At 64.2% G+C, this 19,618-nt stretch carries 17 protein-coding genes; 15 read left to right on the forward strand and 2 right to left on the reverse strand.

Annotated features, from left to right (window positions below; translation table 11 throughout):
- The 7 genes from AC07OP_RS11960 (at window position 1) to AC07OP_RS11990 (ending at window position 8,503) form a co-directional block, all read left to right on the forward strand.
- Window positions 1–1,842 carry an ABC transporter ATP-binding protein gene (locus AC07OP_RS11960; RefSeq protein ID WP_495101801.1) on the forward strand — a complete coding sequence of 614 codons (1,842 nt, stop codon included), beginning with the start codon at window positions 1–3 and terminating at the stop codon, window positions 1,840–1,842.
- A complete protein-coding gene (locus AC07OP_RS11965; protein ID WP_065940275.1) occupies window positions 1,839–2,147 on the forward strand; it encodes a (2Fe-2S)-binding protein in 309 nt (102 codons plus the stop codon). Before AC07OP_RS11960 ends, AC07OP_RS11965 begins: the two co-directional genes overlap by 4 nt.
- Complete coding sequence (locus tag AC07OP_RS11970) at window positions 2,129–3,508, forward strand: FAD/NAD(P)-dependent oxidoreductase (RefSeq protein WP_495101800.1); 1,380 nt, start codon at window positions 2,129–2,131, stop codon at window positions 3,506–3,508. Before AC07OP_RS11965 ends, AC07OP_RS11970 begins: the two co-directional genes overlap by 19 nt.
- Window positions 3,505–4,659: an NAD(P)/FAD-dependent oxidoreductase gene (locus tag AC07OP_RS11975; protein WP_495101799.1), complete on the forward strand. Its 1,155-nt coding sequence runs from the start codon at window positions 3,505–3,507 to the stop codon at window positions 4,657–4,659. Before AC07OP_RS11970 ends, AC07OP_RS11975 begins: the two co-directional genes overlap by 4 nt.
- On the forward strand, window positions 4,656–5,813 hold the full coding sequence (gene argE, locus AC07OP_RS11980) for an acetylornithine deacetylase (RefSeq protein ID WP_115486991.1): 1,158 nt from the start codon (window positions 4,656–4,658) through the stop codon (window positions 5,811–5,813). The genes AC07OP_RS11975 and argE overlap by 4 nt, the downstream gene beginning before the upstream one ends.
- Window positions 5,814–5,930: 117 nt before the next feature.
- Entirely contained in the window at window positions 5,931–7,391 is a 1,461-nt protein-coding gene (locus AC07OP_RS11985) for an NAD-dependent succinate-semialdehyde dehydrogenase (RefSeq protein ID WP_495101798.1), read from the forward strand.
- Window positions 7,392–7,411: 20 nt separating this feature from the next.
- Window positions 7,412–8,503: a tartrate dehydrogenase gene (locus AC07OP_RS11990; RefSeq protein WP_115486993.1), complete on the forward strand. Its 1,092-nt coding sequence runs from the start codon at window positions 7,412–7,414 to the stop codon at window positions 8,501–8,503.
- A gap of 180 nt (window positions 8,504–8,683) precedes the next feature.
- Here AC07OP_RS11990 and AC07OP_RS11995 read toward each other — a convergent pair whose 3' ends face one another.
- Window positions 8,684–9,610, reverse strand: coding sequence for a 2-hydroxyacid dehydrogenase (locus AC07OP_RS11995; RefSeq protein ID WP_495101797.1), 927 nt, complete (start codon window positions 9,608–9,610; stop codon window positions 8,684–8,686).
- 194 nt (window positions 9,611–9,804) lie between these two features.
- On the opposite strand from AC07OP_RS11995, the gene gabT reads away from it, so the two are divergent.
- The 6 genes from gabT to AC07OP_RS12025 all read left to right on the forward strand — a co-directional run bounded on the left by gabT (window position 9,805) and on the right by AC07OP_RS12025 (window position 16,564).
- On the forward strand, window positions 9,805–11,097 hold the full coding sequence (gabT, locus tag AC07OP_RS12000; protein ID WP_495101796.1) for a 4-aminobutyrate--2-oxoglutarate transaminase: 1,293 nt from the start codon (window positions 9,805–9,807) through the stop codon (window positions 11,095–11,097).
- A gap of 48 nt (window positions 11,098–11,145) precedes the next feature.
- A complete protein-coding gene (locus AC07OP_RS12005) occupies window positions 11,146–11,790 on the forward strand; it encodes an HAD family hydrolase (protein ID WP_065940268.1) in 645 nt (214 codons plus the stop codon).
- A 45-nt stretch (window positions 11,791–11,835) separates the two neighbouring features.
- Window positions 11,836–12,324 (forward strand): Lrp/AsnC family transcriptional regulator, encoded by a 489-nt coding sequence (locus tag AC07OP_RS12010; RefSeq protein ID WP_010449292.1) that lies wholly within the window; start codon window positions 11,836–11,838, stop codon window positions 12,322–12,324.
- Between the two features lie 825 nt (window positions 12,325–13,149).
- Window positions 13,150–13,920 carry a DUF4198 domain-containing protein gene (locus AC07OP_RS12015; protein ID WP_495101795.1) on the forward strand — a complete coding sequence of 257 codons (771 nt, stop codon included), beginning with the start codon at window positions 13,150–13,152 and terminating at the stop codon, window positions 13,918–13,920.
- Between the two features lie 28 nt (window positions 13,921–13,948).
- Complete coding sequence (locus AC07OP_RS12020) at window positions 13,949–15,154, forward strand: acetyltransferase domain-containing protein (protein ID WP_495101794.1); 1,206 nt, start codon at window positions 13,949–13,951, stop codon at window positions 15,152–15,154.
- 69 nt (window positions 15,155–15,223) lie between these two features.
- Window positions 15,224–16,564: an OprD family porin gene (locus AC07OP_RS12025; RefSeq protein WP_495101806.1), complete on the forward strand. Its 1,341-nt coding sequence runs from the start codon at window positions 15,224–15,226 to the stop codon at window positions 16,562–16,564.
- Between the two features lie 7 nt (window positions 16,565–16,571).
- Here AC07OP_RS12025 and AC07OP_RS12030 read toward each other — a convergent pair whose 3' ends face one another.
- Window positions 16,572–17,396, reverse strand: a complete 825-nt coding sequence (locus tag AC07OP_RS12030) for a 5'-nucleotidase, lipoprotein e(P4) family (RefSeq protein WP_495101793.1) — start codon at window positions 17,394–17,396, stop codon at window positions 16,572–16,574.
- Between the two features lie 105 nt (window positions 17,397–17,501).
- On the opposite strand from AC07OP_RS12030, the gene AC07OP_RS12035 reads away from it, so the two are divergent.
- Window positions 17,502–18,227, forward strand: coding sequence for a response regulator transcription factor (locus tag AC07OP_RS12035; protein ID WP_108574170.1), 726 nt, complete (start codon window positions 17,502–17,504; stop codon window positions 18,225–18,227).
- Complete coding sequence (locus tag AC07OP_RS12040) at window positions 18,227–19,570, forward strand: HAMP domain-containing sensor histidine kinase (protein WP_495101792.1); 1,344 nt, start codon at window positions 18,227–18,229, stop codon at window positions 19,568–19,570. Before AC07OP_RS12035 ends, AC07OP_RS12040 begins: the two co-directional genes overlap by 1 nt.
- Window positions 19,571–19,618: the final 48 nt, after the last annotated feature.

A 19,618-nucleotide genomic window follows, 5' to 3' on the forward strand; every position in this document is an offset into this window, starting at 1 on the left:
ATGACTGAATTGATTCGCGTCGAAGACCTGCGCGTGGTCGCCTGTGGCGAACGCGGTGAGGTGGAAATCGTCAAGGGCGTGAGCTTTGCCCTGAAACAAGGTGAAGTGCTGGCGTTGATCGGCGAGTCCGGCTCGGGCAAGACCACTATCGCCCTGGCCTTGCTGGGGTATGCACGGCGCGGGTGTCGGCTGTCCGGCGGTGTGGTGCAGGTCGGCGAGCACGACATGCTCGCCCTGGGCGAACACCAACTGCAAGGCCTGCGCGGCAACCGTGTGTCCTATATCGCGCAAAGTGCCGCCGCCGCGTTCAACCCGGCGAAAAGACTCATCGACCAGGTCATCGAAGGCGCACTGATCCATGGCCTGGGTACTCGGGCCGAGCTGTACGCCAAGGCTATCGGCCTGTTCCGCGACCTGGCGCTGCCAGGCCCGGAACGCATCGGCCAACGCTACCCGCACCAGGTCTCCGGCGGGCAACTGCAACGGGTGATGGCGGCGATGGCGCTGATCAGCGATCCGCTGCTGGTGGTGCTCGACGAGCCGACCACCGCCCTGGACGTGACCACCCAGATCGACGTGCTGCGTGCCTTCAAACGCGTGGTGCGCGAGCGCGGTGCCACGGCGGTGTACGTGTCCCACGACCTCGCGGTGGTGGCGCAAATGGCCGACCAGATCGTGGTGCTCAACGGCGGGCAAATCCTCGAACAGAGCGCCACGGCGCCGCTGCTCAATGCCCCGGCTCACGCCTATACCCGCAGCCTGCTAGCCGCCGCACGGCCCGACAGCAGCATTCGCCCGCCCTGCGGCGTCGCCGGGGAGGTACCGCTGCTGACCATCACCGGCCTCACCGCCGGCTACGGCAACAAGAACCTGCACGGCATGCCGTCGATTCGGGTATTGGAAGACATCGACCTCACCGTGCGCCGTGGCCAGGCCATCGGCGTGATCGGCGAGTCGGGCTCGGGCAAGTCCACCCTGGCCCGGGTGGTGGCGGGGTTGCTGACCCCGGCCCTCGGCGGCCTGGCCTTCGATGGGCAACCCTTGGGCGGCAGCCTCGCCGAGCGCACCCCGGAACAATTCCGGCGGATCCAGATGGTGTTCCAGAACGCCGACACCGCGCTCAACCCGATGCACAGCGTGGCGGCCATCATCGGTCGGCCGTTGAAAATGTATTTCGGCCTCAAGGGCGCGGCGCTGCAAGCCCGGATCGGTGAACTGCTCGACCTGGTGCGCCTGCCCCGGGACCTCGCCGAACGGCGCCCGAATGAGCTGTCCGGCGGGCAAAAGCAGCGGGTCAACCTGGCCCGCGCGCTGGCGGCCAAGCCCGACCTGATCCTCTGCGACGAAGTGACCTCGGCCCTCGACACCGTGGTGGGTGCGGCGATTCTCGAACTGCTGCGCGACCTGCGCCAGCAACTGGGGGTGTCGTACCTGTTTATCAGCCATGACATTTCCACCGTGCGCGCGCTGTGCGATGACATCGTGGTGATGTACAGCGGCCGCAAGGTCCAGGCCGGCAGTCGCCAGGCGTTTGCCGAGCCGCCGTTCCATCCTTACACCGACCTGTTGATTCACTCGGTGCCCGAGTTGCGCCAGGGCTGGCTGGAAACCTGCGGTACTGCAGGCGACACGCTGCCGGCGCTCGGCGAGCGGGCCAATGGGGCGGAACTGTGCACCTTCCTCAATCGCTGCCCGGTGCGCGTCGACGGCCTGTGCAACCGCACCGCGCCGCCGCGCCGTCGCCTTGACGACGGTGGTGAAATCCTTTGCCACCACGACAGCGCCCACTTGCTGGATACCCAGCAGGGCGTCAACACCCTCACTGTGGGAGCCTATGCATGAACGCGCGTTTTGTGAGGCTGGCCGAACAGGGCCGGCCGACGGTCAGCCTGACCGTGGATGGCGCCGCCGTCCAAGCCCTGCAGGGCGACACCCTGATGGTTGCGCTGCTGACCCAGGGCAACGCGCTGCGCCAGTCGGAATTCGACAGCGGCCGCCGTGCCGGTTTCTGCCTGATGGGCGCGTGCCAGGATTGCTGGGTGTGGACCCGCAGCGGCGAACGCCTGCGCGCCTGCTCCAATGAAGTCCGTGACGGGCTGGATATCGTTACCACACAACCGGAGGCGACATGGCCACTGCACGGGTAGTTATTGTGGGCGCCGGACCGGCCGGGGTGCGCTGCGCCGAAACCCTGCTGGCGGCCGGGATCAAACCGATCCTGATCGATGAAAACCGCCGCGACGGGGGCCAGATCTACCGGCGTCAGCCAGAAGGCTTCACCCGCGACTACGCGACCCTGTACGGCAGCGAGGCCGCCAAGGCCCAGGCGCTGCACCAGAGTTTCGACCGCCTGCGCGACGCCATCGACTACCGCCCCGACACCCTGGTGTGGAACCTCACGCCGGGGCAACTGTGCTGCGTGAGCCAGGGCCGCCACACCACGGTGGATTACGATGCACTGATCCTCTGCACCGGCGCCACCGACCGCCTGATGCCCATCGAGGGCTGGCAACTGGCGGGCACCTACAGCCTGGGCGGGGCGCAGATCGCCTTGAAAAACCAGGCCGTGTCCATCGGCCATCGCGTGGTGTTCATGGGCAGCGGGCCGTTGCTGTACCTGGTCGCCAGCCAGTACGTGAAGGCCGGCGCCGACGTGGCGGCGGTGCTCGACACCTCAGCCTTGAGCCTGCGCCTGAAAGCCTTGCCCAAACTGCTGGCGCGGCCTGGCGTGCTGTTCACCGGGATCACCCTGTTGGCGCAACTGTACCGCGCCAAGGTGGCGGTGCACCTCGGGGTCAAGCCGCTGCAAGTGATGGGCGACGCGGCCAATGGCGTGAGCGGTGTGCGCTTCGCCACCGGCAACGGGCAGGCCGTCACGGTGCAGGCCGATGCCGTTGCGCTGGGTTACCACCTGCGCCCGGAAACCCAGCTGGGTGACCTGGCCGGCTGTCGCATGGCGTTCGATGAGGCATCGAGCCAATGGTGGCTGGCCACGGATGACGCTGGACGCACCTCGGTCAAGGGCGTGTACGCGGCCGGTGACGGCGCGAAAATTCGCGGCGCCGATGCTGCCGAGCATGCCGGGCGCCTGGTGGCGCTGGTGCTGCTGGAAGACCTGCAACAACCGGTCGACGCCGGCCTGCGGGATGAACAACAGCAGGCCCTGGCGGTGATGGATCAATTCCGCCTGGGCCTGGCCCAGGCGTTCCCGTGGCCGAGCGAACAGGCCAAGGCGTTGCCGGACAGCGCCATCGTGTGCCGCTGCGAGATGATCAGCGCCGGCGAGTTACGCCGCACGGTGAAAGAGAAGGGCGCCTGCGAAGTCAATCGCGCCAAGGCGTTCAGCCGCGTGGGCATGGGCCGTTGCCAGGGGCGTTACTGCTCCCAGGCCGGGGCTGAAGTGATCGCCGCCGCTGCCGGCGTGCCGGTGCAGGCGGTCGGGCGCCAGCGCGGCCAGGCGCCGGTCAAACCGTTGTCGATGCTGATCACCGAGGAGGTCTCGTCATGAGCGTGCAAAAAGCCGATGTGGTGATTGTCGGCGGGGGGCTGATGGGCTCGGCGACCGCGTTTTTTCTGCGCCGTCGCGGGCAGTCGGTGATCCTGCTGGAGCGCGACCAGATCGGCCAGTACGCCAGTGGCGTCAACTTCGGCAATGTACGCCGGCAAGGGCGTTTCCTCGGCCAACTGGCCCTGGCCAACCGCTCGTGGGCGCTGTGGAAGCGCCTGCCGGAACTGATCGACGATGATCTGGAATTCATCCCCAGCGGGCATATGCGCGTGTGTTACCGCGAAGATGAAATCGCCGAGCTGGAGGCCTACGCCGCCGCACCCGAAGCGCAACAACTGGACCTGAAGATTTATCGCGGTGCCGAACTGCATCAACGCTTCGGCTTCCTCGGCCCGGACGTCAAGGGCGGCTCCTACGCGCCCCACGATGGCCATGCCAACCCGCGCCTGGCCGCACCGGCGTTTGCCCGCGCCGCCCGGCGCCTGGGCGCGCAGATCGAAGAGCGCACCGAAGTGGCCGAGGTGCAGAAAGTCGGCGCCGACTTTCAGGTCACCACCACCGATGGCCGACAGTTCCACGCCGCGCAACTGTTGATCACCGCCGGCGCCTGGGGCCAGAAGCTCTCGGCGCAGTTCGGCGAACCGGTGCCGCTGGACACCCACGGCCCGCAAATGGCCGTCACCGAGCCGGTGCCGTATGCCTTGCCCACGGTGATCGGCGTGTACACCAAGGTGCCCGAAGAGGTGATTTACTTCCGCCAGATTCCCCGGGGCAATATCGTCATCGGCGGCGGCTACCGCAGCAAGCCGGACATGCTCAACCGCCGCGCCTATGTGGAACCGCGCAGTATCCTCAACCAGGTCAGCCAGATGCGCCGCCTGCTGCCGGGTGTCGGCAACCTGAACATCATCCGCGTGTGGAGCGGCATCGAAGGCTACCTGCCGGACTCGCTGCCGGTGATGGGCCCCAGTGGCAGCGTCGACGGGCTGTTCTATGCCTTCGGGTTCTGCGGCCACGGTTTCCAGCTGGGCCCGGGCGTCGGCGATGTGATGGCCGAGCTGCTCGCCACCGGCAGCACCAGCACCCCGATCGAGCCGTTCTCCATCACCCGGTTCGCCCCATCTGCCGAGCAACGGAGCCAGGCCTCATGAAACCCCGCGTATTGGAGATTCTGAAACAGCTGATGGCCTTCGACACCGTGTCATCGGCGTCGAACATGGCCTTGATCGAGTATGTGCGCGACCTGCTGCTGAGCAAGGGCATCGACTCGCTGATCGTCAAGGACCCCAGCGGCAAGAAAGCCAACCTGTTCGCCAGCACCGGGCCCAAGGAACAGCCCGGCGTGCTGCTGTCCGGGCACACCGACGTGGTGCCGGCGGCGGGGCAGGCCTGGACCTTTCCCGCCTTTGCCGCCACCGTGCAGGACGGGCGCATTTATGGGCGCGGCAGCTGCGACATGAAGGGCTTTATCGCCCTGGCCATCGACGCCATGCTGGATGCCGCCGACCACACGTTGAACCGCCCGCTGCAACTGGCCCTGTCCCATGACGAAGAAATCGGCTGCGTCGGCGTGCGGCGCTTGCTCGACGTGCTGCACCTGGCGCCGGTGCGGCCGTTTCTGTGTGTGATCGGTGAGCCGACCAACATGCAGTTTGTCCTCGGCCACAAGGGCAAGGGCTCCTACCGCACGTACTGCCGAGGCCAGGAGGCGCATTCATCCCTGGCGCCGCGCTCGGTCAACGCCATCCACGTGGCCTGTGACTTTATCGCCGCCCTGCGTGACAGTCAGCAGCAGTTGCAACGCCATGGCGCCCAGGACAACGACTATGACGTGCCCTACAGCACCGTGCATGTCGGCCAGATTATCGGCGGCAAGGCGCTGAATATCGTGCCCAACCTGTGCACCCTGGACTTCGAAGTGCGCAACCTGCCGGCCGACGACCTGGACGCGTTCCTGGAGCAGATGCGCGAGCGCGCCGAGGTGATCGTGCGTGAGGCGCAGAAGCTGTCCAGCGTGGCGGCCATCGAGATCGAAACGATCAACGTCTATCCTGGCCTCGACACCCATCCCAGCGTCGAGGCGGTGCGCTTTCTCAAGCAATTCGCCGCGCCGGGCACCGGCACTTCCAAGGTCTCGTTCGGCACCGAAGGCGGCCTGTTCAAGCAGCGTCTGGACGTGCCGGTGGTGGTGTGCGGGCCGGGCTCCATCGAGCAGGCGCACAAGCCCGACGAGTTTATCGAGATCAGCCAGATGGACGCCGGCGAGCGCTTTTTGCAAGGCTTGCTCGGTTCGCTGACGGCCTAGCAGAGCCTGCCGTCCTGGGCGCAATTTCAGCACGCCACGCTGCTTTAACCGCGCTTTCGGCATCCTCGTTTGCGGTACCTCCCTAGACTGGAGCGTGTCTCGGATCAGGACTCGACCATGCTCAAGAATCGCTTGCAAGACCCCAGCCTGCTGGCTGAACTCGCCTACGTAGATGGCCAGTGGATCGCTGCCGACGGCGGCGCCACCCTGGACATCCGCGACCCGGCCACCGGCCACGTGATTGCCCAGGTGCCGGCCATGGACGCGGTGGACACCCGCCGCGCCATCGAAGCCGCCGAGCGTGCCTGGCCTGCCTGGCGCGCACGCCCGGCTGCCGAACGTGCGGCGCTGCTGGAGCGCTGGTACCAGGCGATGATCGACAACCTCGATGACCTGGCGCTGATCATGACCTGCGAGCAGGGCAAACCCCTGAACGAAGCCCGTGGCGAAGTGCGCTACGGTGCCGGTTTCGTCAAATGGTTCGCCGAGGAAGCGCGCCGGGTCTACGGCGAAACCATGCCCGCGCCCAGCGGTGATCGGCGTTTGCTGACCCTCAAGCAACCGGTGGGCGTATGCGCCGCCATCACCCCATGGAATTTCCCCAACGCGATGATCACGCGCAAATGCGCACCGGCGCTGGCCGCCGGTTGCCCGATCATCGTCAAACCCTCGGACCTCACGCCGCTGTCGGCCCTGGCCCTGGCGGTGCTGGCCGAGCGCGTCGGCATTCCGGCCGGGGTGTTCAATGTGATCACCGGCTTACCCGCCGGCATTGGTGAAGAGCTGACCGGCAACCCGGCGGTGCGCAAGATTTCCTTTACCGGCTCCACCGCGGTCGGCCGCCTGTTGATGCGCCAGAGCGCCGAGCACATCAAGCGCTTGAGCCTGGAACTGGGCGGCAATGCGCCGTTTATCGTGTTCGACGACGCCGACCTCGAACAGGCGGTGGCCGGGGTGATGCTCAGCAAGTTTCGCAACGCCGGGCAAACCTGCGTGTGCGCCAACCGTATCCTGGTGCAGGACGGTATCTACGCGCGTTTCGCGGCGCGGCTGGTGGAAGAGGTGGGCAAGCTCAAGGTCGGCAACGGCCTGGACGACGGCGTGACTATCGGCCCGCTGATCAACCCCGCAGCGGTGAGTAAAGTCGCGCGGCATATCGACGACGCCCTGAGCCAGGGCGCCCGGCTGCTGTGCGGCGCCGTCCCCGGCGGCGACAGCCAGTTCGTGCAGCCCACGGTACTCGGCGATACCCACGCCGGGATGTTGCTGGCCAATGAAGAAACCTTCGGCCCGGTGGCACCGCTGATGCGCTTTACCGACGAAGCCCAGGCCCTCGCCCTGGCCAACGCTACCCCGTATGGCCTGGGCGCCTACTATTTCACCCAGGACCTGCAGCGCTCCTGGCGTTTTGGCGAGGCCCTGGAGTTCGGCATGGTCGGGCTCAACACCGGGATCATCTCGATGGAAGTCGCGCCGTTCGGCGGCATCAAGCAATCGGGACTGGGACGCGAGGGCAGCAAGTACGGCCTGGACGAATACCTTGAAGTCAAAGCCTTCCATATCGGCGGCTTGAACTGAATTTTTGCGAGGCATGCACCATGAGCAAGGCATTCAGAATCGCCGCGATTGCCGGCGATGGCATCGGCAAGGAAGTCCTGCCCGAAGGGCTGCGGGTACTGGAACAGGCTGCCAGGATCTGGGACCTGGACCTGAGCATCGAAGTGCTCGACTGGGCCCACTGCGATTACTACCTGGAACACGGGCAGATGATGCCCGAGGACTGGTTCGAGCAGCTCAAGGGCTTTGACGCGATCTACTTCGGCGCCGTGGGCTGGCCCGACAAAGTCCCGGACCATATTTCCCTGTGGGGCTCGCTGCTCAAGTTCCGCCGCGACTTCGACCAATACGTGAACATCCGTCCGGTGCGCCTGTTCCCCGGCGTGCCGTGCCCGTTGGCCGGGCGCGCGCCGGGGGACATCGACTTTGTGGTGATCCGCGAAAACACCGAGGGCGAATACTCCTCGGTGGGCGGCAAGATGTTCGAAGGTACCGAGCATGAATTCGTGCTGCAGGAATCGGTGTTCACTCGACGCGGGGTCGACCGCATCCTCAAGTTCGCCTTCGACCTGGCCCAGACCCGCCCGCGCAAGAAGCTGACGGCGGCGACCAAGTCCAATGGGATTTCCATCAGCATGCCTTACTGGGATGAGCGCACGGCATTGATGGCGGCGAACTATCCCGAGGTAGCTTGGGACAAGCAGCACATCGATATTTTGTGCGCGCGGTTTGTGTTGCAGCCGGACCGCTTTGATGTGGTGGTGGCCTCGAATCTGTTCGGCGACATCCTGTCGGACCTGGGGCCGGCGTGTGCGGGGACTATCGGGATCGCGCCGTCGGCGAACCTGGATCCGGAGCGGCGGTTTCCGTCATTGTTCGAGCCGGTGCATGGGTCGGCGCCGGATATCTATGGGCAGAACATTGCCAATCCGATTGCGATGATCTGGTCGGGGGCATTGATGCTGGACTTTTTGGGCAATGGGGAAGGGCGTTATCGGGACGCGCATGATGGGATATTGCGGGCGATTGAGGCGGTGATTGCAGAAGGGGTGGTCACGCCGGATCTGGGGGGCCGGGGATCGACTCAGGATGTGGGATTGGCAATTGCGACGCGGTTGGCTGAGGCGAATTGATCAACGCGCGGCGGCCTTATAGCCGATCGGCGTTCTGCCTGGTGTACTGGGTTAAAAATGTGGGAGGGGGCAAGCCCCCTTCCACCGTTTGATCTGCATACATCAGGTAAACCTTGGCCTGCTCTTGCGGGCTTGGAACCGACGGCCTTGTAACCGACTGCCTTGGAACCGAATAGCTACTCAATACCCCCGCAACCGATCCACCTCACCCACCATCTCCTCCCCCCGCTCAAACCGCCGAATATTCTCCAGCAACACCGCAAACGCACTCTCCGGCTGGGTCATCGCCGCAATATGCGGCGTCAACAACACCTGCGGATGCCCCCAGAACGGATGCTCCGGTGCCGCCGGCTCTTCCCGCAGCACATCCAGCACCGCCCCACCCAACTGCCCACTCTCCAACGCCTCGAGCAAATCCTCTTCAACCAGGTGCCCCCCACGGCCCATATTCACCAACCCCGCCCCCCGTGGCAGTTGCGCAAACAAGCGCCGGTCCAGAATTCCCTGGGTCTGCTCCGTCAACGGCAACACGCACAGCAAAATATCGCACTGGCTGAGAAACGCCGGCAGTTGCGCTTCCCCCGCATAACACTCAACCCCCGGCACCTGGTGCGCACTGCGCGCCCAGCCGGACAGGGCAAAGCCCAGGGGGGCCAAGGTCGCCAGGATCTGCTGGGCCTGGGCTCCCAGGCCCATCACCCCCACGCGCCGGTTCGCAGCCGGCTGCAACAGGTGCGCCTGCCAACAGCGCGCCACCTGCTGCTGGCGGTAGCGCAGCATGTCGCGGTGCAGACTCAGCACTGCCCAACTGGCGTACTCGCACATGCCGCGGGTGATGCCCGGGTCCAGCAGGCGCACCACCGGCAGGCCCGCAGGCAGGCGATCAAGGTCCAACTGATCGACACCGGCCGACAGGGCGAACAACACCTTCAGGTTGGGCAGCACGCGGGCCAGATCTTCCGGTGCCTGCCAGGCGGCCAGGTAGTCGACCTCGGCGGGGTTGCCGAGGTCGGGCCAGGTGCGCCATTCGATGTCCGGCGCGTGTTGGGCAAAGAGTGCCTGCCAGTGTCGGCCGCGCACCGGGTCAGCTTTGTAGAGCAAGGCCATGGGCATTTCCTGCTGAATAAACGGAAGCATCATCATCGCCCAAAGCCCGGCGCAGGATCTGTTGAAACGCGGGGCGAAAACAGTTGATCCGAATTTCTCACGGGGCAAGTTCGGCGTAGTTGGTTGCCCGCAGGCCGTACTCTGGACTGCATCGCAACCACCTTCCGGTTGCCGGACTCACGATGGGAAATGCCATGAATAGCAAAGTCGACGAAACCCCTCATTTGCTCCGTCAGCGCGAGCAGTTCGTGCCCCGTGGCCTGGTGACCGCGCACCCGCTGGTGATCGACCGCGCCCAGGGCGCCGAATTGTGGGACGTGGATGGCAAGCGTTACCTGGACTTCGTCGGCGGTATCGGCGTGCTCAACATCGGCCATAACCACCCCAAGGTGGTCGCCGCCGTGCAGGCCCAGTTGCAGAAGGTTTCCCATGCCTGCTTCCAGGTGGTGGCCTACCAGCCTTACCTCGACCTGGCCCAGCGCCTGTGTGAAATGATCGGCGGCCAGGAAGCCTATAAAGCGGCGTTTTTCACCTCCGGCGCCGAGGCGGTGGAAAATGCGGTGAAGATCGCCCGCGCCCATACCAATCGCTCGGCGGTCATCGCCTTTCGTGGCGGTTTCCACGGGCGCACATTGCTGGGCACCACGCTCACCGGCATGAGCCAACCCTACAAGCAGAACTTCGGGCCGTTTGCGCCGGAGGTGTTCCATACCCCGTACCCGAACGCTTATCGCGGGGTGACCAGCGACATCGCGCTCAAGGCCCTGGATGAGTTGCTGGCGACCCAGGTAGCGCCGGAACGGGTGGCCGCGATCATCATCGAACCGGTGCAGGGCGATGGCGGTTTCCTCACTGCGCCCCCTGAGTTTCTCCAGGCATTGCGAGCGTTGGCCGACAAGCATGGCATCGTGTTGATCATCGACGAAATCCAGACCGGTTTCGGTCGCACCGGCACCTGGTTCGGTTTCCAGCACGCGGGTATCCAGCCCGACCTGGTGACCGTGGCCAAGAGCCTGGCCGGCGGCTTGCCGTTGTCCGGCGTGGTCGGCAAGGCGCAGATCATGGATGCACCGCTGCCCGGCGGGCTGGGCGGCACCTACGGTGGTAATGCGCTGGCCTGTGCGGCGGCGCTGGCGGTGATCGACGCGTTCGAGCAAGAGCAATTGCTGGCACGCAGCCAAGTGCTGGGCGAGCGCCTGCGCCAGGGGTTGCTCGATTTGCAGGCGCGCTACTCGCGCATCGGCGATGTGCGCGGCACCGGCTTTATGTTGGCGATGGAGTTGATCAAGGATGACCCGGCCCGCACCCCGGATGCCGACCTCAATCAACGCCTGATCGATGCAGCCCGGGCCGGTGGTTTGCTGGTGATCAAGTGCGGGGTACATCGCAATGTGCTGCGCTTCCTCGCGCCGTTGGTGACCAGCGAAGCCCAGGTCGACGAAGCGCTGGAAATCCTCGACGGCGCCTTGGCACGGGTCTTGAACTGAGGCTGTGCCCGCTACGGGCCAACTGCGGCATTGGAGGCTTGACCCCACATGGGACTGACAGATTATCGAGCGTTGCTGATCGATTGCGATGAAGTGCTGGTGGATCGCGATTCAGGGGTGTGGGCGGCGTTGCAGCCGCTGCTCGACAGCCGTGGCGGGCAGCCGGCCAAGGATCAGGTGCTGGCCGAATTCAACACACAGGTTGCCAGGCTCTACCCGCGTTTCGCCGAGCTGGGCTTCAGTGGCGTGTTGTGTTTTGCCCATCGCCAACTGGCCGAGAGCTGGGGGCTGCACGCCAGTTGGGAGGAGGGCATGAGCTTTGCGCGTTCGGCGGGCAATTGGTCGTTGTTCGAGGATGCGCCGGGGGCGATGCTGTACCTGCGCAAGTTCTACCGCTTGCTGGTGCGTGGCGACCGTGATGCCGAGGACCGCGGGGTGTTGTGCGAGCGATTGGGGATTGCACCGGAAGATTTCATTTCCCTCGCCGAAGACCCGCAATGGCTCACGGACCGAGGCGCGCAGCTGCAACCGGTGCTGCATGTAACGCGACCGTCGGTCGGCGCACATGGGGCGTTGGACCGCTGTTTGATCGGCCGCCACCGGGCGCGGCAGCCTTCGCCTTGTGCGGCGGAGTACTGCATCAACAGCATGGCGGATCTGGTGGCGCAGCATCAGCTGTCTTTACGGCGCTGATTTTGCTAGAAGATTGTCTTACAAACGGCAGTCAAGAGGTACGTGATGGAAGGGCAAGTCAAGCTGGACCGGATCGACATCAGTATTCTGGTTGAACTGCAAAAAGACGGGCGGATGACCAATGTCAGCCTCGCCGATGCCGTGGGCCTGTCCGCCAGCCCCTGCCTGCAACGGGTCAAGCGGCTGGAATCGGCCGGGTATATTTCCAGCTATAAGGCGCACTTGAACCTGGCCAAGATCACCGACTCGGTGACGGTGTTTACCGAGATCACCCTCAGCGACCATAAACGCGAAGACTTCGCCAAGTTCGAATCGAATATCCGCCTGGTGGACGAGGTACTCGAGTGCCACCTGATCAGCGGTGGCTACGACTATCTGGTGCGTTTCATGACCCGCAGCATCCAGCACTACCAGGAAGTGGTCGAGAGCCTGTTGGATAAGAACATTGGCATCTCCAAGTACTTCAGCTACATCGTGATCAAGTCGCCGGTGCTCAAGGATGGCGTGCCGTTGCGCAAACTGCTGCGGCACTGACCCACGCTCGCTTTCCTGTGGGAGGGGGCTTGCCCCCGATGGCGGCCTCTGGGCCGACCATTTTTTTGGATTGGACCGGGTACATATCCGTTGCTGCGGTAACGGCCACTTAGGGTTTCGCTCTTACAGCGACTCACTTTTGAACAGCGCAAAAGTAAGCAAAACGCTTCGCCCCACCACTCGGCACCTCGCCCAGGCTCGGTGTGCCCGTAATCCGACAGTGATTTGGGGGGCCGCCGCCACGCGCCATCCATGGCGCGGGGCGGCTAAACCGGCATCCCTGCCGGTTTACCCCCCAAATCACTATCGAATTCCGGCCAGCGTGGTTTAACGGGGCGCCTGAGATCAAGATCAAGATCAAAAGCAAGATCAAGGGCGGCTCGCTTCGCATCGTGGTTACTGTTGGCGGCTACAACGTTGTAGATAGCTATGCCCCGATGGCGGTCTGTCAGCTGACCCCGCTTTATGGGGGGAACCGGTTCAAATGTGGGAGCTGGCTTGCCTGCGATGCAGGCACCTCGGTACATCAGGTACACAGCCTTGCGCAGAGCGTGGGAACGATCAAAACTCACTGCTTTTGCACCTCAATTGGACACGCCCCCCCGTAGTCTCGGCTAAACGCCTCATCTCGACGCAACCCGCATAAAACACTTTTTCGGGCCCTTAAACAGTGGTCTGCGCCGATCCGTGGGCGCAATTCGGCGAAAAACGCAAAAGGGCCTGCGCTGTAATGCTCGCAGAGTGAGGGAGCGCAGGGTTGTGCGGTGTTTTCCAGCCGCGACAGCCTTGGGTTGAACACCACCAATCGGAGCGAAAAAAATGCGAATGAGCAACGCAAAAGCACTATTGGGTTATGGCGCGTTCATGTTGGCAACCGCCAGCGAGGCGCATCAGATTTGGTACGAACAACTTCCCGGTCAGCCCTTGGCCTTGTACTACGGGGAATATGACAAGAACGTACTGGAGGTCACGCCGGGGGGAATGGACCGGTTCAGGCAACTCCAGGCGTGGTCGATGGCCGACCGGTCGGCACCGCTGCAGCTGAGCCTGCAGCGCCAGGCGTTCCTGCTGGCGGAGCAGCCCGGGCAAGAGGATTCGCTGCTGGCGCAAGACCTGCACTATCCGATGTTCGATGTGCAGGAAGGCGGCAAGACCTTGAAAGCCGCCTGGACCCCGGCCACGCGTTGGGTCGGAGACCTGCGGGCCCGTAGCCCGGAGCTGACCCTGGATATCGTCCCCACCGGCGTTGCCGATGCGGGCGGTGCGCAGTTCCGGGTGTTCTACGCGGGCAAGCCGCTGACGGGCCAGGAGGTTCTGCTGGAAACCGCCTCCGGTGAAGTCTTCAAGCAGCGCAGCGATGCCGCCGGCAACGTCAGCTTCGCGCTGCCCTGGCAGGGCACTTACGTGGTGGCCGTCGAGTACCAGGACAACAGCCCTGGCGAGCGTCTTGATCCGGCGGGTAAACCCGAGCGGTTTGACGTCAAACGCTTCAGTTCGACGTTGTCGTTCCACCGCCGGCAAGGCCAGGCGCCGTTACCTCGCGCGCCGTCGCAACTGCCGGCATCGGAAGTCGCCAGGCTGAAAAAGTCAGCCTGATTCATTGTCTCCTTCATGAGTGATTGATATGACCCTTTCTTCAGGATTGGCCGGTCAGGCGGGCACTGTTGCGCCGACGCTTGCCCGCACGAACGTCACGGCGGCCACGCGCATGCTGGCTATCGATGCGCTGCGTGGTTTTGTGATGCTGTTGATGCTCATCGACCATGTGCGCGAAACCTTCTTGCTGCACCGGCAGGTCACCGACCCGATCGACGCCTTGAGTGTCACCCCGGACCTGTATTTCACCCGTATGCTCAGCGAGATCTGCGCCCCGGCGTTTATCTTCCTGACGGGCTTGTCGGCCTGGCTCTACAGCCAGAAACACAGCGCCCGCGAAACCTCGGTGTTTTTGCTCAAGCGCGGGCTGTTCCTGGTGTTCCTGGAAATCACCTTCGTGTGCTTTGCCTGGAACGCCGAGTTCCCACCCAAGACGTTATGGCTGCAAGTGATCTGGTGTATCGGCCTGTGCATGATCGTGCTTGCCGGTTTGCTGCACTTCAAACGCGCCTGGCTGATCGTGCTGGGGGTGGCGATTGTCGCCGGGCATAACCTGCTCGACGGCGTGACCGTCGGGCCGGAGTCGCCGTTCTTCGTGCCCTGGTCGATCCTGCATCAGCGGGTGTTTATCGACATTACCGAATTCACCCGCGCCCGCACGACGTACCCGATATTGCCGTGGATCGGTGTGATCCTGCTGGGCTGGGGCATCGGTCCGTGGTTTGGCAAGGCAATGCCGTCGGCCGAGCGTATCTCGCGCCTGGTCAAGCTGGGTGCAGGCCTGCTGGTCGCGTTCGTGTTTATCCGCTACCTCAATGTGTATGGCGAGAAACCCTGGGTGCAGACCGGTGATGCGCTGCGCACCTTCATGAGCTTCATGAGCGCGAAGAAATACCCGCCGTCGCTGATGTTCCTGATGCCCACCCTGGGCCTGTCGCTGCTGCTGTTGGCGCTGTTCGAGAAGTGGCAGGCCCGCTGGGCCACTGCGACCCTGGCGATCTACGGTGGGGCGCCGATGTTTTTCTACTTGCTGCACCTGTACGTGCTCAAGGCCATGTACCTGGTCGCGCTGGCGATCTGGGGCGCCAACCAGGGCACCTACTACGGTTTTGACGACCTGCCCATGGTGTGGTTGTGGAGCGTGATACTCGGGGTGTTGCTGTTCTTCCCGACACGCTGGTTCGCCGACCTCAAGCAGCGTCGTCGCGACATCGCGATGCTCAAATACCTCTGACGGAACCAACGGTGTTCTGCGCCCTGCGGAACACCTTTGCCTGACACGTTCTGGAGTCAAACCGTGAAGATGCTATCGACCCGCACCCTGCTATTGGCATTGGGAGGGCAGAGCCTGCTCGCCTTCGCCGCCGAACAAGACACCGCCAACGGCTTTATCGAGGACAGCCAGTGGAACCTGCTCAACCGCAGCGTCTACGACCGCCGCGACTACCGGCATGGCGCCCTCAGCAACGGCGCACGCAACGCCTACAAACCTCGATCCCAGCGCAGCGACCTGGCGGAAGAATGGGCCTATGGCCTGATGGCTGACTACACCTCGGGTTTCACCACCGGCACCCTGGGTTTTGGCCTGGATGCGCACGTTTACTCCGCCTGGCAACTGGACAGTGGCGGTGGGCGCGCCGGGAAAGCCCGGCTATTGGCGGTGGACAATGACGGCCACCCCAAGGAGCAGTTCAGCCGCGGTGGTGCGGTTGCCAAACTGCGTTTTTCCTCAACCGAATTGCGCTACGGCGAGCAGCGGGTGAAAACCCCGGTGTTTGCCTCGTCCGACAGCCGCTTGCTGCCCGAAACCGCGACGGGATGGTGGCTGACCAGCCGCGAATTGCCGGCCACCACCCTGTTCGCCGGGCACTTCAATGAGAGCACCGACCGCAACGCCAGCAGCCATGACCGAGGATTTGTCGTCAACTATTCCAACGGCAAACAAGGCGATCGCTTTGACCTGGTGGGCGTGCGCAATACGGCCATCAAGGGGCTGAGCGCCAGCGTGTTCAGTGCTGTCTATGAAGACACCTGGCGCCAGCATTACCTGGGGGCGGTCTACACCCGGCCGCTGTTTCCCGGCCAGGCACTGACCGTTGACCTGAACCTGTATCGCACCCAGGACACCGGCAAGGCGTTGTCGGGGCGCATCGATAACACCACATGGAGCCTGCTCTCGACCTATCGGTTCGGTGCCCACAGTGTGGGCGTGGGCTATCAGAAAGTCAGTGGCGACACGCCGTTCGACTACGTGACGCGCGGGGCGATTTACCTGAGCAACGCCGTGGCGCTGTCCGACTTCAACGCTCCCCGGGAGGCCTCGTGGCAGGCGCGCTATGACCTGGACCTGGCGGGCCATGGCATGCCCGGCCTGAGCCTGGCGGCGTTGTATGTACGTGGCAGTGGCATTGACGGCCGCCACATGGATCCTCGCGGCGGCTACCAATGGCTTGGCTACGGTGATGAGGGCAAGCACTGGGAACGTGACCTGCAAGCACGCTACGTGGTGCAGTCCGGTGTCGCGAAAAACCTCGCCTTTACCCTGCGCCATGCCGTGCACCGGGGCAATGCGGCCCAGGCGGAGCTGGATGCCAACCAGATCCGCCTGGCGGTCGAGTACCCGTTGGGCGGGCGCTTGCACTAGGCCGGCGTTACTCCTGCAACTGCAACGCCTGCTGCTTGAGCTGGCGTTTCTGCGCGAACGGCAGCTTTTCATCGTCCCCATAGGGCGCGCTGTACCAGTTGCCGTAAGTCGGGTTGGGCAGCAAAAACCAGCGCTGCCCGAGCCAGTTCACATAGGGTTCGACGGCCTTGCGCTGGGCCTCGAGGGTGTTGCGTTCGGCCTGGACGAAATCCCCCAGGGAATCACCGGCCATCAACAGCACGCGAGCCTGGCTGGCGACCCATTGGCGGCGGCAGTTTTTGCCGTAGCCGGCGCTTTCGCAGTGCCCGGTAGGCGTGCTGGCGGCGAGCACCTGTTGATTGCTCTCCACGGGAAAGCCGCGCAGGCGCAGGTTGGCCACCGTGGCCGCGACCTGGCTGTGTTCGCGGTTGGTCAGGTAGTAAACCGTGATGCCTTTTTGTTGCGCCGCTTGCAGGAACGCCACGGCACCGGGAAGGGCCTGGGCCTTGGCCTGGTCGACCCAGGTGTTCCAGCGGTCGTAGCCATACACCTGGTTATGGATGACGTCGCGGGCATTGAGCGGCACGTTGTCCAGCAGGGTTTCGTCAATATCCACCACCACCGCCGGTGGCAGGCCGCTCAGGTTGCGGGGCGGGAAGGGCAACGCGTCCCAGCTGGGATCGGCCAGGGCCACGTCGAGCTGGCGGGTGGCGTTGGCGAACACCTGGCGATAGATCAACTCGTGTTCGATGGAGGTCTGGGTCCAGAGTACGGCGTCGAGCTGGTCGTTGGCCGGCGGCGTTTGTTGGCAGCCTGCCAGCAGGCACAGGCTGGCGAAGATCAGGGGTCGCATGCAGAGGTCTCGCAGGGAAAGGGCGCGTGGGCCGCACCTTAGCCTAATCCCGCGTGGATTCACCACATTGCGAAATGTTTCGCCGGATGCGAAACTGACGTAATTGTGAATACTTATCATCTAGCACCAACCTTATCGCCGGCCCCGCGCATCCTGATCATCGAGGATGACGTGGAGCTGTGCACGCACCTGAGCAACCATTTGAGCCGTCGCGGCTTTGCCTTGAACAGCACCCAGTGCGGCGACCAGGGTTTGGACCTGGCGCTGCATTCGCCGGTGGAGCTGATCCTGCTGGACATCATGCTGCCCAATGAAAGCGGCCTTAACATCCTTGCACGCCTGCGGCATGCGCGCGGCACCCCGGTGATCCTGATGTCGGCGCTGGGCGCCGAGCAGGATCGCATCACCGGCTTCAGCCAGGGCGCCGATGACTACTTGCCCAAGCCGTTCAGCCTGGCGGAACTCGATGTGCGCATCGATGCCTTGCTGCGTCGCGTGGCGATTGATTGCGGGGTCGCGAAACCGCTCGCCCGGCATTCCACATCGGGACTGGACAGCGACGCACGCGATTTCACCTGTAACGGCCGCGCCGCCGGGCTGACGGCTTCGGAATTCCGTCTGTTGTGCACGCTGCACGCACACCGGGGCGAGACGCTGAGCAAGGCTTTCCTCTACCAACAGGTGCTGCATCGCCCCTACACCCGCCTGGACCGTGGCCTCGATGTGCATGTGTGCAACCTGCGCCGCAAGCTGGCGGCCATCGATGTGCAGGGTATTCGCATCGACGCGGTGCGCCATCAGGGCTACGTGCTGCTGTGCGACAGCGCCTGATGCCGCGCCGTCATCCGCTGCTGTGGAAAATGGCGGCGCTGCAAGTGTGCTTCTGCCTGCTGCTGGTGTGGCTGGTCTGGAGCTGGGGTTTGCAGGTAGAGCGCAACACCTACTTTCTGGAACAGCCGGATCGCATCGCGCTGGCTGCGTATGCCGCCGAGGCGGAACAGCTGGCGGCCCGGGGCGATGCCCAGGCGCTGGAGCGCTGGCGACTGGCGTTGCAGCAGCGCGAGCACACCTGGGTCGCGGTGCTGGATGACTACTTGCACAGTCTGGGCACCACGCCGCTGACGGCCGAACAGGTCGGCCACCTGACTTTCATGCGCAAGCTCAGTTGGCCGATGAGCAAGCGCCTGGACGATGAATTGCCCTACGTCAGCATCGCCTTCCCCCAGCACCCCGAGCGCGGGCGGCTGGTGATGCAATTGCCGGAGCGCCTGTTGCCACCGGGCCTGACGCCCTGGACCCATGTGTTGAGCCACGGCGTGGTACCGGTGCTGTTGGCGCTGGGCCTGGGGTTGCTGCTGTATCGCCATTTGGTACAGCCGTTGAACGAACTGCGTGAGCGCGCCAACGCCTTGAGTGCCGGCGACCTCGAGCCCCTGGCCAGCAGCCGCGTGACCCAGCGCCCGGACGAATTGGGCGAGCTGGCACGCGCCTACGAACACATGGCGGGGCGCCTGCGCCAGAGCCTGCACCAGCAACGGCAATTGCTGCGCACCCTGTCCCATGAAATCCGCACACCGTTGGCACGCTTGAAGATCGCCAGTGAAATCGGCCTGTCGCCGGCTCAGCTGGAGCAGCGCCTGGGACGGGAAGTGGAGGAGATGCGCCGGCTGGTGGACGACTCCCTCAACCTGGCCTGGCTCGACACCGAAAAACCGCGCCTGGAAGCTGAAACGGTGGTGGTGGCCTCGGTGTGGGAAGCGCTGGTGCAGGACGCGCATTTCGAAACCGGCTGGCCCGTGGATGCGCTGGTCTGCGAGCTGGACAGCGCCTGCCAGGTGCACGTGCACCTCAACAGCTTTGCCCAGGCCCTGGAAAATATCCTGCGCAATGCCATCCGCCACTCGCCGCAACACGCCGTGGTGCGCTTGAGCGGCGAGCGTGACGGCGACAGCTGGTGGCTGGTGATCGAAGACCAGGGGCCGGGCGTGGCCGAAGGCGATCTTGAGCGCATCTTCGAAGCCTACCTGCGGCTGGATGGCACGGTGGGCAGCGGTTTCGGCCTGGGCCTGAGCATCGCCCGGCGCGCCATCGAACTGCAGCACGGCCGGCTGTGGGCCAGCCAGGGCACTCAAGGTCTGCGCATGAACCTGCGCCTGCCCGCGGCGAATGTTTAGAAAGTTAATGTTCTTTACTCGCAATTGCATCTGATTATCATCGGCGAT

The organism is Pseudomonas sp. GW821-FHT09D08, assembly GCF_059416305.1.

Bases quoted from the DNA above. Each gene is read 5' to 3' on its own strand.
- AC07OP_RS11960 (WP_495101801.1), top strand. From the start codon at position 1: ATGACTGAATTGATTCGCGTCGAAGACCTGCGCGTGGTCGCCTGTGGC.
- AC07OP_RS11965 (WP_065940275.1), top strand. From the start codon at position 1,839: ATGAACGCGCGTTTTGTGAGGCTGGCCGAACAGGGCCGGCCGACGGTC.
- AC07OP_RS11970 (WP_495101800.1), top strand. From the start codon at position 2,129: ATGGCCACTGCACGGGTAGTTATTGTGGGCGCCGGACCGGCCGGGGTG.
- AC07OP_RS11975 (WP_495101799.1), top strand. From the start codon at position 3,505: ATGAGCGTGCAAAAAGCCGATGTGGTGATTGTCGGCGGGGGGCTGATG.
- argE (WP_115486991.1), top strand. From the start codon at position 4,656: ATGAAACCCCGCGTATTGGAGATTCTGAAACAGCTGATGGCCTTCGAC.
- AC07OP_RS11985 (WP_495101798.1), top strand. From the start codon at position 5,931: ATGCTCAAGAATCGCTTGCAAGACCCCAGCCTGCTGGCTGAACTCGCC.
- AC07OP_RS11990 (WP_115486993.1), top strand. From the start codon at position 7,412: ATGAGCAAGGCATTCAGAATCGCCGCGATTGCCGGCGATGGCATCGGC.
- AC07OP_RS11995 (WP_495101797.1), bottom strand. From the start codon at position 9,610: ATGGCCTTGCTCTACAAAGCTGACCCGGTGCGCGGCCGACACTGGCAG.
- gabT (WP_495101796.1), top strand. From the start codon at position 9,805: ATGAATAGCAAAGTCGACGAAACCCCTCATTTGCTCCGTCAGCGCGAG.
- AC07OP_RS12005 (WP_065940268.1), top strand. From the start codon at position 11,146: ATGGGACTGACAGATTATCGAGCGTTGCTGATCGATTGCGATGAAGTG.
- AC07OP_RS12010 (WP_010449292.1), top strand. From the start codon at position 11,836: ATGGAAGGGCAAGTCAAGCTGGACCGGATCGACATCAGTATTCTGGTT.
- AC07OP_RS12015 (WP_495101795.1), top strand. From the start codon at position 13,150: ATGAGCAACGCAAAAGCACTATTGGGTTATGGCGCGTTCATGTTGGCA.
- AC07OP_RS12020 (WP_495101794.1), top strand. From the start codon at position 13,949: ATGACCCTTTCTTCAGGATTGGCCGGTCAGGCGGGCACTGTTGCGCCG.
- AC07OP_RS12025 (WP_495101806.1), top strand. From the start codon at position 15,224: ATGCTATCGACCCGCACCCTGCTATTGGCATTGGGAGGGCAGAGCCTG.
- AC07OP_RS12030 (WP_495101793.1), bottom strand. From the start codon at position 17,396: ATGCGACCCCTGATCTTCGCCAGCCTGTGCCTGCTGGCAGGCTGCCAA.
- AC07OP_RS12040 (WP_495101792.1), top strand. From the start codon at position 18,227: ATGCCGCGCCGTCATCCGCTGCTGTGGAAAATGGCGGCGCTGCAAGTG.